At 35.1% G+C, this 14180-nt stretch carries 15 protein-coding genes; all 15 read left to right on the top strand.

The features are described 5' to 3' along the window. Positions 1 to 103: 103 nt before the first annotated feature. A complete protein-coding gene (locus tag LRP83_RS08025) occupies positions 104 to 580 on the top strand; it encodes a type IV pilus modification PilV family protein (RefSeq protein WP_230496180.1) in 477 nt (158 codons plus the stop codon). 2 nt (positions 581 to 582) lie between these two features. Further along, positions 583 to 1062 (top strand): type II secretion system protein, encoded by a 480-nt coding sequence (locus LRP83_RS08030; RefSeq protein WP_230496181.1) that lies wholly within the window; start codon positions 583 to 585, stop codon positions 1060 to 1062. 12 nt (positions 1063 to 1074) lie between these two features. After that, positions 1075 to 2115, top strand: a complete 1041-nt coding sequence (locus LRP83_RS08035; protein ID WP_230496182.1) for a hypothetical protein — start codon at positions 1075 to 1077, stop codon at positions 2113 to 2115. 310 nt (positions 2116 to 2425) lie between these two features. Beyond that, positions 2426 to 3235, top strand: a complete 810-nt coding sequence (locus tag LRP83_RS08040; protein WP_230496183.1) for a hypothetical protein — start codon at positions 2426 to 2428, stop codon at positions 3233 to 3235. A gap of 16 nt (positions 3236 to 3251) precedes the next feature. Further along, positions 3252 to 4565 (top strand): VanW family protein, encoded by a 1314-nt coding sequence (locus LRP83_RS08045; protein ID WP_230496184.1) that lies wholly within the window; start codon positions 3252 to 3254, stop codon positions 4563 to 4565. Positions 4566 to 4590: 25 nt separating this feature from the next. Continuing rightward, a complete protein-coding gene (locus tag LRP83_RS08050) occupies positions 4591 to 6255 on the top strand; it encodes a GspE/PulE family protein (protein ID WP_230496185.1) in 1665 nt (554 codons plus the stop codon). 11 nt (positions 6256 to 6266) lie between these two features. Further along, positions 6267 to 7307: a type IV pilus twitching motility protein PilT gene (locus LRP83_RS08055; RefSeq protein ID WP_230496186.1), complete on the top strand. Its 1041-nt coding sequence runs from the start codon at positions 6267 to 6269 to the stop codon at positions 7305 to 7307. 1 nt (position 7308) lies between these two features. After that, the gene (locus LRP83_RS08060) at positions 7309 to 8514 is read left to right on the top strand and encodes a type II secretion system F family protein (RefSeq protein WP_230496187.1); all 1206 of its coding nucleotides are present in this window, start codon (positions 7309 to 7311) and stop codon (positions 8512 to 8514) included. Positions 8515 to 8633: 119 nt separating this feature from the next. Beyond that, complete coding sequence (locus LRP83_RS08065) at positions 8634 to 9110, top strand: type II secretion system protein (RefSeq protein WP_230496188.1); 477 nt, start codon at positions 8634 to 8636, stop codon at positions 9108 to 9110. 4 nt (positions 9111 to 9114) lie between these two features. Beyond that, positions 9115 to 9867, top strand: a complete 753-nt coding sequence (locus LRP83_RS08070; protein WP_230496189.1) for a prepilin peptidase — start codon at positions 9115 to 9117, stop codon at positions 9865 to 9867. A gap of 11 nt (positions 9868 to 9878) precedes the next feature. Further along, entirely contained in the window at positions 9879 to 10862 is a 984-nt protein-coding gene (gene pilM / locus LRP83_RS08075) for a type IV pilus biogenesis protein PilM (RefSeq protein WP_230496190.1), read from the top strand. Positions 10863 to 10864: 2 nt separating this feature from the next. Beyond that, a complete protein-coding gene (locus LRP83_RS08080; RefSeq protein ID WP_230496191.1) occupies positions 10865 to 11485 on the top strand; it encodes a PilN domain-containing protein in 621 nt (206 codons plus the stop codon). A gap of 137 nt (positions 11486 to 11622) precedes the next feature. Further along, positions 11623 to 12225, top strand: coding sequence for a type 4a pilus biogenesis protein PilO (locus LRP83_RS08085; protein WP_230496192.1), 603 nt, complete (start codon positions 11623 to 11625; stop codon positions 12223 to 12225). Between the two features lie 113 nt (positions 12226 to 12338). After that, positions 12339 to 13388 (top strand): hypothetical protein, encoded by a 1050-nt coding sequence (locus tag LRP83_RS08090; RefSeq protein WP_230496193.1) that lies wholly within the window; start codon positions 12339 to 12341, stop codon positions 13386 to 13388. A gap of 204 nt (positions 13389 to 13592) precedes the next feature. Continuing rightward, complete coding sequence (locus tag LRP83_RS08095) at positions 13593 to 14165, top strand: Maf family protein (RefSeq protein ID WP_230496194.1); 573 nt, start codon at positions 13593 to 13595, stop codon at positions 14163 to 14165. Positions 14166 to 14180: the final 15 nt, after the last annotated feature.

Genomic DNA, 14180 nt, shown 5'->3' on the forward strand with positions numbered 1-14180 from the left:
TGTGAATACTATATTGACATAAATTATTTTCGATATTTATACTAAATCATTGATATAATTAAGTTTGTAATGTTATTAGTATGAAAGGTGGGAACTTTTGGGTATGCAAAATAAAATGAAAAGACTAAATCAGAATGGCATTACCCTAATTGAAGTGCTCGCTTCTATTATATTATTATTTATAATCCTTACTTCATTCTTTACCTTTTTTAACAATTCTTTAATCTTTTCTGGAAAAAATGAAGAAGAGCTTGTTGCTTTCAATTTGGCGAGCAAAACATTAAAAATTGTAGAAGAAAAGTATAAAAATACCTTAGATCAAAATGTTATTAGCCTTAACTGTTCAAATTATCCGGGTATTTATCCAACAGAATTAATTTCTGTTCTTGAACCTTCAGCATGCTACTACAAAGTAAATGATAGGAATTACTATCCAGAAATATCGATTACAAAACAAGCATCATCATCTTATACAGGACTTCCGATTTTATATGTTATTAATATAAAAATTTCCAATTCACCTGTTTCTACTAATCAGAAACTTCTTTCCGAAACATTTGGATATATAAGGGGGAAGTAGAGATGATAAAAAATAATCAAGGTATCACATTAATTGAGTTATTAGTTACGATTTCCCTATCATTGACCATCATGGGCTTAATATCTGGGGTTCTAATGCAGAGTTTTCGAAGTATGGAAATAAGTGACACACATATTAAATTTCGTCAAGAGGCGAATATAATTATCTCAATGATTTCTGGAGCCCATTTAAGTGCTGGAAGCGATCCTTATACGATTACTTACCAGCGTAGTAATTCTGAAGATTGGGTAATGACAATTGGTGAAAATTCCTTATCCAGTCAAAATTATGATATAAGACTTGAGCTTAAATCCTCCAATGGGACAAGTTCATTTGTTATTGATACGAGCAGTACAACAGTCAATTCTCAAACGTTGACCATCAATAAAAAAATTCCTATTATTGTCCATAAATTAACATTGATAAATAAGAAGGATCGTACGAATAAATTCGAAATTAGCACGATTATTAGTAGGTTGTAGAGGTGGAAAACAATGAAATATTGTAAGAACGACCGCGGATATGTCCTGCTTAATGTATTAATTATTATTATCTTGATTATTTCATTTGGCATGTTATTAATACCGAAAACGATTAACACTTCCATTCAAATTCAAAAAAATGAAGGAAATACTCAAGCTAAAGACATGTCAGAAATGGGGATACATTATACACATGCCTATTTGCAAAGCCTTGTTTCGAAAGCAATTGAAGAGTCAAAAAAAGATACGAGATATATGAACAACACGATAAATCATGACACGCTTTTTTGTGAAAAATTAAAGGTTCAATTCAGTTATTTTAATACTTTTTTCCCAAAAGAGATTAGGATGGATGCGAACCAAAATCATTTATTTCAAATAAGAAATTTTGAACCGTATTCCATTACCGCTAAAAACGATACAAAAGTAACGACCTGTGACAGTTTTAAAAATATGACGGTTCCAATTGAAAGTATTGGTAAAGTAGAAGGGAAATCAGAAAAAAGTATAAAGGCTTTCTTTGTGATCGAAAATAAGGTCGCTACTGAAACGGTTCCGGGTACAGGTGGGGGAGGGACCGGTGGTTCTACTGTTCCAGTAGACCCTAATATATTACCTTTAGTGAATGTTACAAATCCAGTCAAACTCTCAGGGCAAAGTACAACTCAAATGTATTCATCGGCGCACTTTTTTTCTGCTGTTATAATTGGAGGAAATGGAAAACTAATGATTGGTGGAAACGCATGGTTTGAAGGTATTGAAGCACATAATAAACCCTATTCAGTCACATTCAATGGAAATAATGGTATCCTTATCATCTCAGGAGATGCTTATTTCAAGTATTCTGTTGATTTAGGAGGAACAAATACAAATTATGTGTGTATTCGAGGGAACGCCTATCGATTAAGAACTGGCACAACTAACACATGGGATCCATATCCTGAAATCAAAACAGCTCAAACCTGCCCTCCGTTAATAGAACAACAAGTAGAGTATTTTTATGATATTAGCGAATGGGGCATTATTGAGAGTAATCTAAATGTAATTTATTAAATGGTGATATATGTAAGTTGAAAAGGGGATCCTATTTAATTTTATAAGGATGCCCTTTATTTAACTGGAAGTTAATGACTACAAAACACTAATTTAACTGAAATACTATTTTTGTTTTCTTTTAAAATATTAAATCTTATTATACAATAAATTAGAATTAGGGTATTTTTTAGGTCTTATTACCTATCTGCTTTTGTAAAGGGTGAAAAAATTGAACTTTCTATTTGCTCTTGTATCGGTTTTTATTATATTTCCAATCCTTTTACTTTTACCAGTTCGTATAAATGCGAAGCAAAAGTTTTTCCTCTTGATGATTTCGCTGGTAATTTCGCTTGCCGGAATTTTGTCGAAATATGTAATGCCATTTTGGCAAACTGCTCTTTTAATGATAGCATTATCCAGCTCAATAAGTATTCTTCTTAATAAAAGAATGTCTGAAACCATTCAATCCGAGGATGTTGTTTACGAAAACTTTAATGAAATGGAAGGGTACAATCCTTCTAATGTATTTAAAGACGTATTTCTTATTAAACAGGAAAAAGTAATAGCATCTAATGCTGAAAGATTGTTAACTGAAGATAATGTTGATAATTTCGTTTCTGAAATGGATATTGCATCATATGCTTCAAAAAACGAAAATACATCTTTAATTTCAGAAAATGAAGTTGATTCCTTTGTCATAGAAAACGGAAATGAGACTTTTGTATCGGAAATTGAAAGTAACTCAGTCGATTTAGAATATGAATTTGATCCGTTTAACTCTGAAAACTTATTAGAGGATGTAGCCTTAGTTAAAGAAGTTGAACCTTTGGAGCTTCTTGAAAGCACCTCTGAAATTGAAGAACTATCAAAGCTTTATTTCGAAGAATCAGACATCCAATCTTTGGTAGCAACAACTATAGAGGAAGAAAAGGAAGTTGATGAGATACCTATTGAGTTAATTGAATTTGAAGAAATTGAACATCTAGAGAAACCGAATTGTCAAACTACAATGTATTCTTCCCAGTATTTATCAGAGATTGAGCAGTTATTAATTGAAGAGGAAACAGGAGTTACTAGAACGAATGTACCTGGACTTCCCCCAAATGATAAGGGTATAAAGTTGGAAAAACTTTTTTAAGAGGGGTTAATTAATTATGAAAATTACATTTGGTTTTAGAATTAATTTAGTCATTTTAATATCAACCTTTCTAATTTTTAGTTTTTCCCATTATGGCGTATTAGCATTTGAAAGTATTGTTACTAAATCAAGCCAGTTTTCTGAAAATACATGGATTGGTCCTGAAAATGTCAGTGGTCTAGAAAAAGTAGAGGCTCTGCAACTCTTAACGACTCGAGTGTCAGAGTGGCAAGCAAATAATATCATTCAATTATCCTATTTGGAGGAAAGTGTACCATTTCCAATCGAGAATATTCATTTTATGATAGATGAGTCGCTTCAACATGCTAAAAGTGGTTCGAAAAATGAATTGTTAATAAATATAGAGGCAGAATCCCTTAACACAGCTTTAGAAAACTTAACCACTAGTTCACTAAACGATGAATTAGATGTGGAAAAGTTAAAATTAGATATTTTTTCGATTGCGAACTCATTTGAGACAGGTACAATTGAAATCAATCTAGGAGATTACCTTCTAAGCCCTGTTAAACAGCCCCAAATCATTCATACAATAACTATTCCGACACAAGAAATGAACCTTCAAAACTTTGGTGCAACCATATTTTTGGAACCGAAATCCACCTTTTCACTTTTAGGTTTTTTAGAAAAACAAGGATTTATCGAGTTAGACAGTTATTCACTTGGATTATTATCATCAGGTATTTACCAAGCCATTTTGCCAACAAATTTTCAAGTTTTAGAAAGGCATATTGGAATGAAATTGCCGGAAGGAATATCAGCTGGCTACGAAGCAAAGATTGATTCTAGTCTTCAAATGGACCTTGCATTTTATAATCCTAATGAAGATGAATATACGATCGAAATTTATAGTGATGAAAGCACTTTAACCTTAGACGTATTAGGTATTCCATTCCTGTATCAATACAAAATAGTCGAAAATGGCTTGCAAGAATTTGCTCCAAAAACAATTAAACAATACAGTCCATTATTGGAACCTGGAAATTCCACAATTAAAAGAGAAGGTCAAAAAGGGTTATATATAGAGCTATCCCGATTAGTTAAGGATTATAATGATGTCATTATTGAACAACATCCTATTTCAAAGGATTATTATCCGCCTGTTCATCAAGTTCAAGTATTTGGATTAGCCTTAGCTGATTCTGGTAATCAAGGCAGTGGTAGTTCGGGATTAATAATAAATGAGCATACAAATTATGAAACAGGAAGTAATAATTCTGAATCCACGAATTCTCCAAACGACGACACTGTAACTGATTCAGACGCTGAAACTGAACCATTATGGGGAAAACCTGATGAAATAGATAAATAACTTCACTTTGGAAGAGGGGTTTGGCTTGAGTCAACAAAGAAAAAGGCTTGGAGACATGCTTGTAGAAGCTGGTCTAATTTCAGAACAACAATTACTCTCAACTTTGAAAGATAAAAGTCCGAGCCAAAAATTAGGCGATGCCTTATTAGAAAAGGGCTATATAACCGAACAACAGCTCATTCAAGTATTGGAAATTCAGCTAGGTATTCCACATATTAGTTTGTATAAATACCCATTCGACACTAGATTATTTCATCTTGTACCAAAAGAGGTTGCCAGACGGAATAACCTCATTCCAATCAAAAAAGAAGGCGAAAAACTGTTCGTTGCAATGTCCGATCCGATGGACTTTTATGCGATAGATGACTTGCGCTTAACTACTGGTTTTCATATTGAAACTGTTATCGCGACTAAAGATGATATTGTTAAAGCAATAAATAAACTTTATGAAGTTGATTCAGAGTTTGATGAATTTATCGATCAAGTGCCTGTAGTTAATCGGGTGCAGGAAGAAAAGGTTAGTGAACAACAGGATTCACCCATCATTCGATTAGTAAATTCGATTTTTCTAAATGCTGTCACGAGCAAGGCTAGTGATATTCATATTGACCCACAGGAATATAAAATTGTCATTCGCAATAGGGTTGATGGAGTACTGCGTGTAGAAAGAATCTTACCGAAACAACTGCAAAGTGTCTTAACTGCAAGAATAAAGGTTTTAGCACAATTAGACATAACTGAAACTCGAGTACCAATGGACGGTCGAATGAAAGTACATTTAGACCATCATACGGTTGATTTACGTATTTCGACGGTTCCAACAGTCTATGGGGAAAAAATCGTTATTCGTGTCCTTGATCTAGGAAGTACCATCAGTGATATAGAAAATATTGGTTTTAATAAACTAAATCTTAAACGATTTTTAAGTATGATTCAAAAACCCACAGGAATGGTGTTAATTACGGGTCCGACAGGTTCAGGGAAGTCGTCAACCTTATATTCCGCTTTAAATCAATTAAACAGTTCCGAAGTTAATATTGTCACGATAGAAGATCCCGTTGAATTCCAAATTGAAGGGGTAAATCAAATACAAGTTAATCCAAATGTTGGGATGACTTTTGCCAAAGGTTTGCGCTCGATTTTGAGACAAGACCCTAATATTATTATGGTTGGGGAAATTCGTGATAAAGAAACTGTTGAGGTTGCAATAAGAGCTTCACTTACAGGACATCTTGTCTTGAGTACCCTTCATACGAATGATTCGATTGGAACCATTACACGACTTATTGATATGGGTGTGGAGCCCTTTTTAGTTGCATCTTCTCTAAGTGGGATTGTGGCGCAACGATTAGTGAGAAAGGTTTGCAGAGATTGTCGAACCGAACAACTTCCAACACTGATGGAAAAAGAAATCTTTGCAAAACGTGGAATTATGATTGAAAAAGTCGTCCGAGGAAATGGTTGCTCAGCTTGTAATATGTCTGGTTATAAGGGGAGAATAGCGATCCATGAGGTTTTGGTCATAGATGATGAAATTCGTCGTGTCATAATGAATGAAGAATCTATTCAAAGTCTAAAGGACATTGCCACTTCGAATAAGACAGTTTTCCTCATTGATGATGGATTACTAAAAGTGAAACAAGGCTTAACTACAACAGAGGAAGTGTTGAAAGTAGCCTATTTAGATTAGGAGTGAACGATATGCAAGAGAAAATCGAGCACTTGCTTCGTGCCGGATTTGAATTAAAAGCATCTGATATTCATTTAACGGTCGGGGTTCCACCCATCATGCGAATTAATGGGGATTTGAAACGTTATGGTAAGGATGCACTAAAACTTGAGGAAACAGAACAAATGGCTAAAGCCATTGTCCCACCATATCAATGGGAAAACTTCAGAGAAAAGGGAGAACTCGATTTCTCTTACGGAATTCCAGGTTTGTCAAGATATCGTATCAATACGTATTTTCAACGTGGATGTGTAGCTTTAGCGATCAGAATAGTTCCTACAAAAATCCCGACAATTGAAGATATGCAGCTTCCAAACGTTTTAAAGGAAATCGCCGAAAGGCATCAAGGTCTTGTTCTAGTTACAGGACCAACAGGAAGTGGTAAATCAACTACGCTAGCTGCGATGATTCAATATATGAATCAAAATTTACGAAAGCACATCATTACCCTTGAGGATCCGATTGAGTATTTGCATAAACATGGAACATCCATTATTGACCAGCGAGAGGTTGGAGCGGATACGAATAATTTCTCCAATGGGTTAAGAGCAGCATTGAGGCAAGACCCTGATGTGATTCTTGTAGGAGAAATGCGCGACCTAGAAACGATCCACACAGCCATTACCGCTGCTGAAACTGGCCATTTAGTTTTGGGAACACTTCATACTTCAAGTGCCCCTTCAACCATTAACCGGATTATTGATGTCTTCCCATCGTCACAGCAGCCGCAAATACGGATTCAACTTGCGTCTGTTTTAGTTTCCATTATTTCGCAACGATTATTTCCTACGGTTGATAAAAAAGGAAGAAGAGCAGCAACTGAAATATTAATTAATAATCCGGCTGTTGGGAACTTAATCCGAAATGAAAAAATACACCAAATTGTGAGTGTTATGCAAACATCACGTGCCCAAGGAATGCATACGTTTGAGACAAGCATTAAGGAATTACTTGAAAATGGAGCAATAGATAAAGAAACCGCCATCCCTTATTTACAGGAGCTAGAAGGTTAATATGGCCAGATTCCAATATGCTGGCCGTGATATAAAAGGGAAAAAATCGGGGACAATTCAAGCTGGCTCTAAACGAGAAGCGCTTCAGCTCCTTCGTGAAGAAGGGATTCGTGTGATTGAATTGAACGAGGTAGCAGAAACCCTTTTGACAAGAGATATTTCAATCGGTAATCCTGTAAAGCTTCAGCATCTAGTTATGTACTTAAGACAATTTGCAACGCTTTTGAAAGCGGGGGTTCCAGTTGTCGATTCGACGAAAATTCTTACGGAGCAAACGGACAGCAAGGCGTTAAAAAAGGTATTACTAGATATGGTACAAGAGCTGCTAGAAGGAAATCCGCTCTCAAGTGCGGCCTCCAAGCATCCAAAAGTTTTTTCACCTATGTTTATCAATATGGTGAAGGCTGGAGAGGCGGGAGGTAATCTCGAAGAAACTCTGGACCGTTTAGCGACTCATTTTGAAAAACAGCATCATACTAGACAAAAAATCAGCTCAGCCCTTGCCTATCCACTAACAGTTGGATTAGTTGCAATTAGTGTTGTTATTTTCTTATTAGTTAAGGTTGTTCCTACTTTTGTGGGAATGTTTCAGGGGTTTGGAGCAGATTTGCCGGCTATAACCTTATTTGTACTAAATGCAAGTGAGTGGATGCAATCTTTTTGGTGGCTAGTCATTCTTCTAATGTTAGGGTTTATTGCTGCTATTATTTTTTTAAAGAATAGAAAAGAAACAAGTTATTTTATTGATCTTTTTGTTCTGAAAATACCAATATTTGGGAAGATGATGCAGAAGGCTGTTCTAGCTCGTATGACCAGAACCATGAGCTCATTATTTTCTAGTTCAGTACCTATTTTACAAGCGATGACGATCGTTGAAAATGTTGTAGAAAATGAAGTGATTGCTCGGGTATTAAGAGAATCACGAGAGTTTCTAGAAAAAGGCCAGTCGATTTCAGAACCTATGAGCAACCATTGGGCTTTTCCTCCAATGGTAACCCAAATGATTGCCATTGGTGAAAAAACAGGGGCATTAGATGAAATGCTTGCCAAAGTGGCCGATTTTTATGAAAAAGAAGTCGATGCAAGCACCGATCGACTAAAATCATTAATAGAACCAATCATGATTCTAGTATTAGCTGGCCTAGTCGGGACTATAGTCCTATCCATCATGATTCCAATGTTTGATATTTTCAATCATGTTCAATAATTGGAAATAAATATTTCTTAATACTACCTTATAAATTGCTAGAGGCATATAGTATAATCAAATTAATCCTAGTAGATAGGCAAATAGAACTAAAAACAAAAAAATAGGGAGGAAACAAAATGTTTAAATCGATCAAGAAAAGGCTGAAAAATCAACGCGGTTTAACTTTAGTAGAATTATTAGCAGTTGTCGTTATTTTAGGAATTATTGCTGCGATTGCAGTGCCGAATATTGGGAAGTTAATTGAGAAAACTAAAGATGATGCAAAGGTTGCGGAAGGTCTTCAAATTATTAATGCAGCAAAGCTTTATACTAATACGAATAAGCTAAGTTTTATCGGTGATACTGCAACTATAACTGCTGCACAACTTGCGGATAATCTTGATAATGTTAAAGATATAGGTTCTGGTACCCCTAATGTTCCAGACTACGAAGTAAAAGTAGTAAAAAAATCAACTGGTAAATACGAATATTTCCTTGATAAGCACGATTCCGAAGATTTAGTTGATAAGGATAAAAATATACCTACTTCCTCTACAGATCCAACACTAAAAGAAGACGGATTAGCATCTGAATCTGAATTATTAAGATACTAATAAAATGCTATATTTAATTCTACTGCTCTACGGTTTAGCATTCGGTTCATTCTTTAACGTTGTTGGCTTACGAGTTCCAATCCTAAAGTCGATTGTGAAACCAAGGTCAGCTTGTCCAAATTGCCATCACACTTTAGGGCCATTAGAATTAATTCCAGTCCTATCATATTTACTTCAAAGGGGGAAATGCCGCCAATGCAAGGTTGGCATTTCGCCCCTTTATCCCATTATCGAGCTCATTACTGGGCTATTATTTATAAGTGCGCCTTTTATAATGGGATGGACAAGTGAATTATGGATTGCCTGGACGCTAATTTCTTTATTGGTCATTATTACAGTTTCTGATCTTGCTTACACTTTAATTCCAGATAAAATCTTGCTGTTCTTTTCGGCGCTTTTTCTAATAGTAAGATTTCTTATTCCACTCGAACCTTGGTGGGATAGTCTTTTAGGTGCAGTAGTAGGGTTTAGTCTTTTACTCATCATTTCCATCGTAAGCAAAGGTGGAATGGGTGGTGGAGATATTAAGCTATATGCAGTTATTGGTTTTGCTCTTGGTACTAAGCTAATGCTACTTTCTTTCTTTTTGGCAACCCTTATTGGTGCGATATTTGGAATAATCGGAATTGCATTAAGGGTGCTTGCAAGAAAAAAACCAGTACCATTTGGTCCTTTTATTGCAATTGGTACATTGTTAGCTTATTTTTATGGTAATATAATCATTGAGAATTATTTAAGAATCATCACGACGGGGTAAAAGAGGTTACTATGAACTTTATAAATAACAAACGTATTGCAAATTTAATCTTTAATGATCATTCCATTCGTTATGTTGAGGCTAAGAATTCGCCTTCCCCCTTACCAATCAATTGGGGGGAAAAGTTATTGCCTCAAGGATTAATTCAAGAGGGGAAAATTAGTGACTTTACCACTCTCGTTATGATCTTGGATGAATGTATTCATGATTGGAAGATTTCACGAAGAAAAGTACGTTTTCTTGTACCAGATCCACTCGTGATGATTCGCAAATTAAGAATCCCCGATGAAATACATTCAGATGAATTGTTTAGCTATATGTATATGGAAATTGGTACCAGTATCCATTTACCATTTGAAGATCCCGTGTTTGATACTGTTCTGCTTCCTGAGAATGGAGGCAAGAAAGAAGCATTGTTATTTGCCGCACCTGAACAACAAGTGAAGGAATATGCTAACTTACTAACAACCTTAAAACTAAAACCGATTGCGGCTGATATATCCCCATTATCCTTGTATAGGCTTTATTTTCATTCGGATGCCGCGAAAGCAAATGAACGTTTAATGATGGTGCAAATTGACATTGATCGTGTTTTTATTTGTATATTCGAAAAGGAATTCCCAATCTTTTTGCATCAATTTCCTATTCCCTTCCAAAGCGAGTTTTGGGAGATCATTCCAACGCGTACAAAAACCCATCAATATAACTTTAGAGGGGATACTTTGCAAATGGCAAATGATCTCGAGAATTTCTATAAGGAAGTAAAAAAATTAATGGACTTTTATCGATATTCACTGTACCAAGGAAATGAACAAATATCTAAAATACTTTTAAACGGCGATCATCCTTTATTAGCGATTATTTTAGATGAAATGAAGGAGCGCTTCGAACTTCCTATCCAAACGATTGATACAAATCAATGGAAGTCAGGCAAATCATCTGCTTTCCCTCCATCACATTTTCTTGCTCTCGGGCTAGCCATAAAAGAGGTGTGAATATGCTTGTTGATATAAACCTTTTACCTAAAAAGGAACGTAAAAATTTTACACTTTTTATCATTTTAGCGGTTTTATCCTCTGTTATTCTAATAGGGACACTGTTTTTTTTAATTTATGGGAATGCTATGCAAAAAGAAGAACAGATTCTAAAAGAGAAAATTCTTCAAATAAATGGAAAACTTCAGCAAGAACAAGATAAACTTATAACAATGCAAGAAATTACCTCCATAGAAGAACTTAAAAGTGCGGTTAAATGGGCAGAAACCTATCCGATTAAAGCTGTAGAGGTATTGAAGCATTTAACTTCGTTATTACCAGAAAGAGGATTTATTCTTCAGTATAGTTATAATGAAAAAGGTATTATCCATTTATCTGTCCAATTTGATACTAGTCGGGAAGCAGCTCAGTATTTACAATGGTTAACGGATTCGGAGTGGGTTGATGAAGTCAGTATTACCAGCTTAGGTTTATCCACAATTTCAGATTTACCTGCAGATCTTTATAATGAAATGATTAATAATGAATTCATTCCGCGTTATATAGGCGAATTTGATATTTCTCTTGCTAGAGAGAAAGTGAAGGAAATGTTATACATAGAAGAAGGAGGGAATTCTAAGTGACCCTCCAATTTAGTAAAAATGAAAAAAAAATCTTCTTATTTGGAATTTTAATAAGTATACTTATATTTCTCTTTGTTTATTTTAATTTTCTCCAGCCTTTAAAAAGGACTCTAAAATCGTTAGATAATCAATACAAGATGGCTGAACAATCGTATGAATCTGTTATCAATCAAAAAACAGATGTAAAAGAGACAGTTATCGAAAATTCTCAATATTTACAAAAACGATTGCCTGTTGAGCCATTAATCAATCAATTTATACTTGACCTTGAAAAAGCGGAAACAATGTCTAATAGTTTAATTATAAATATGAGTTTTGGGACTGGTAACGAAGGTCATCAATCAAATGCAGAAGTAGAAGAAGGTCAAACGCTTGAACAAAATGAGACTATCACAGAACCTGTTACTGAATCTGTCCAACCTACCGGAATTAAAAAAATAACAGTCAATCTATTAATCCAATCGCATAACTATTTTGATTTAGAAAAGTTCATTGAAACGATTGAAAATTTAGAGAGAATTGTTACAGTGGAATCGGTAAATTTTTCTGGTAGTTCTGAAGTAACTAGCCTTGGTAAACACCAGCAGCCTCTCAACTATCAAGTATCCTTAACGCTTTATTACATGCCGGGTATAGAAGACCTACAAAAAGATTTGCCGAAAATTGATAGCGGAGAACCCGCTAGCAAACGTAATCCACTCACGCAATTCGATGACCTATCCGAAAACACTGGCGAATAACTAAAAAATTTGACGAAAATCTCCGATAACAAGACGACAAAAGTCTTGTTATTTTTTTTTGTCATTATGATAGGATGGAACAAATTGGGCGTAATAGAGAGGAGTTTTGGGGGATGGATAATCAGAGACGTAATCGTACCATTACGATAAAAATAAACGGAAACGAACGGAAATATAAGGAAGAGACTGGTAATGTAGTAGTAGAGTCTCAACCAGAAATAAGAGAGTCCACTCTTTCGACAGAATATGATGGGTTTACAGAGGTGGCTGCGACGCAGGAAGCTGCTGATGAAAGTTTTGACTGGATTCTACCTAATGATGATGACGATGAAATTGAAGAATATATAATTGCTAAGCAACCAGTTGAGAGAAAAAAGACAAACAATAGTATATCAATTTTAAAAAAAAGCTTACAAAAGAAGCAACCTTCTGGACCAATAAAATCATTACTTTTTTCTATATTATTAGCGGTTGTTATTGGGACGAGCTTTGGTTTTCTAGTTCTGAAGTTAGTAATAAGTGAAGCAAAGGTTGACCAAGTTACTACCATTCCACAGAAAACGACAACGGATAAGGAAATTCCAGTCGGTGCTACAGGGGCGTTACAGCTACAGCCGATCAACACGTATATTGTTCAAGGTGGCGTATTTTCTAGTGTTGATTCAGCAAATATAGAAGCTGAAAAGGTAAGGCAAAAAGGGGTACCAGCTCAAATTATTGAAGCAAATGGACAAGCTTTTCTCTTTTTAGGACTGGCTGATTCAATTGATAAGGCTAAGGCGATTGGAACAAGGATGAAGGAAAATGACATTGAAGTGTTTGCGAAAGCATATTCTTTACCAGAGAAAGATTTAAATGAATTAACAAGTACGGAAGTTAATCTACTAAAAGAAATAGAGGTAGTATATCAATCCCTCTCTTCTCTAGCTTCAAGTGTTATGTTATCCGAAGCAATGGATGAAAAGGTATTACTAAAGCAAGAGGACTTTTTACTTAGTATCGATAAAAAGGAAATTAAATCTACTAAAATCGAACAATTACGTTTAGACTTAGTAGGTGCGATTGAAAAATTATCAGCTTATAATCAACAGAAAAATCACTCATTAGTCATTGAGGCTCAGCAGCATCTACTTTCCTTTATTAGGACGTACCTTACACTTTAAGCGTTCGGCATCATTCGATTATTTTCTGGGAAATGGGTTAAATTATAGAAGTCTGTTAAAATTATACGACAGACTTCTATTTTATTTTACATTTAGATTAAATTTTCGACAAAGGCTTAATATAAATTGTTTAGCTAGTCCTTTTTTGATACGATTAAGTTGTATCTCCCTAATGATACTATTTATAAAGGTAAGGTGAATGGAATGGAACACCTCATTTTAGCCTCATCATCTCCTCGCAGAAAAGAACTTCTTGAAAACATCCATCTCAAATTTGAGGTCGAAAGTCCCGATGTCGACGAAAGCTTTTCGCGAGTGTTGACACCAGAAGAAGTGGTTATGCTGCTTGCAGAAAGAAAAGCAAAGGTCGTTGCGGCGAATAATCCCACAGCCTTTGTCCTCGGTGCTGATACTATTGTCGTTCTAGAAGGTACTGTGCTAGGAAAACCAAATGATGAAGTGGAAGCAGCTGAAATGCTTAGAAAACTTTCTGGGAAAACCCATGAAGTGTATACGGGTGTCGCAATTGTTACACCAAATGATGCATTTTCGTTTTATGAAAAAACAACTGTTACGTTTTGGGAGTTAACCGAAACAGAAATCAACATGTATGTATCAAGTGGTGAACCGCTTGATAAGGCTGGAGCCTATGGAATTCAACAGCTCGGTAGCTTTTTAGTAAAGGAAATTCAAGGTGATTATTTTAGTGTCGTCGGTCTGCCGATTTCAAGGACCGTTCGAGAGTTAAGAAGGGCTGGCTTTCCATTACATTTTTAACTCGTTTCCTTTGAC

Source organism: Pseudoneobacillus rhizosphaerae, from assembly GCF_917563885.1.
GTDB lineage: Bacteria > Bacillota > Bacilli > Bacillales > Cytobacillaceae > Pseudoneobacillus > Pseudoneobacillus rhizosphaerae.

Bases quoted from the DNA above. Each gene is read 5' to 3' on its own strand.
- LRP83_RS08060 (WP_230496187.1), top strand. From the start codon at position 7,309: ATGGCCAGATTCCAATATGCTGGCCGTGATATAAAAGGGAAAAAATCG.
- LRP83_RS08040 (WP_230496183.1), top strand. From the start codon at position 2,426: ATGATTTCGCTGGTAATTTCGCTTGCCGGAATTTTGTCGAAATATGTA.
- LRP83_RS08045 (WP_230496184.1), top strand. From the start codon at position 3,252: ATGAAAATTACATTTGGTTTTAGAATTAATTTAGTCATTTTAATATCA.
- LRP83_RS08090 (WP_230496193.1), top strand. From the start codon at position 12,339: ATGGATAATCAGAGACGTAATCGTACCATTACGATAAAAATAAACGGA.
- LRP83_RS08030 (WP_230496181.1), top strand. From the start codon at position 583: ATGATAAAAAATAATCAAGGTATCACATTAATTGAGTTATTAGTTACG.
- LRP83_RS08085 (WP_230496192.1), top strand. From the start codon at position 11,623: ATGGCTGAACAATCGTATGAATCTGTTATCAATCAAAAAACAGATGTA.
- LRP83_RS08095 (WP_230496194.1), top strand. From the start codon at position 13,593: ATGGAACACCTCATTTTAGCCTCATCATCTCCTCGCAGAAAAGAACTT.
- pilM (WP_230496190.1), top strand. From the start codon at position 9,879: ATGAACTTTATAAATAACAAACGTATTGCAAATTTAATCTTTAATGAT.
- LRP83_RS08035 (WP_230496182.1), top strand. From the start codon at position 1,075: ATGAAATATTGTAAGAACGACCGCGGATATGTCCTGCTTAATGTATTA.
- LRP83_RS08055 (WP_230496186.1), top strand. From the start codon at position 6,267: ATGCAAGAGAAAATCGAGCACTTGCTTCGTGCCGGATTTGAATTAAAA.
- LRP83_RS08070 (WP_230496189.1), top strand. From the start codon at position 9,115: ATGCTATATTTAATTCTACTGCTCTACGGTTTAGCATTCGGTTCATTC.
- LRP83_RS08080 (WP_230496191.1), top strand. From the start codon at position 10,865: ATGCTTGTTGATATAAACCTTTTACCTAAAAAGGAACGTAAAAATTTT.
- LRP83_RS08025 (WP_230496180.1), top strand. From the start codon at position 104: ATGCAAAATAAAATGAAAAGACTAAATCAGAATGGCATTACCCTAATT.
- LRP83_RS08065 (WP_230496188.1), top strand. From the start codon at position 8,634: ATGTTTAAATCGATCAAGAAAAGGCTGAAAAATCAACGCGGTTTAACT.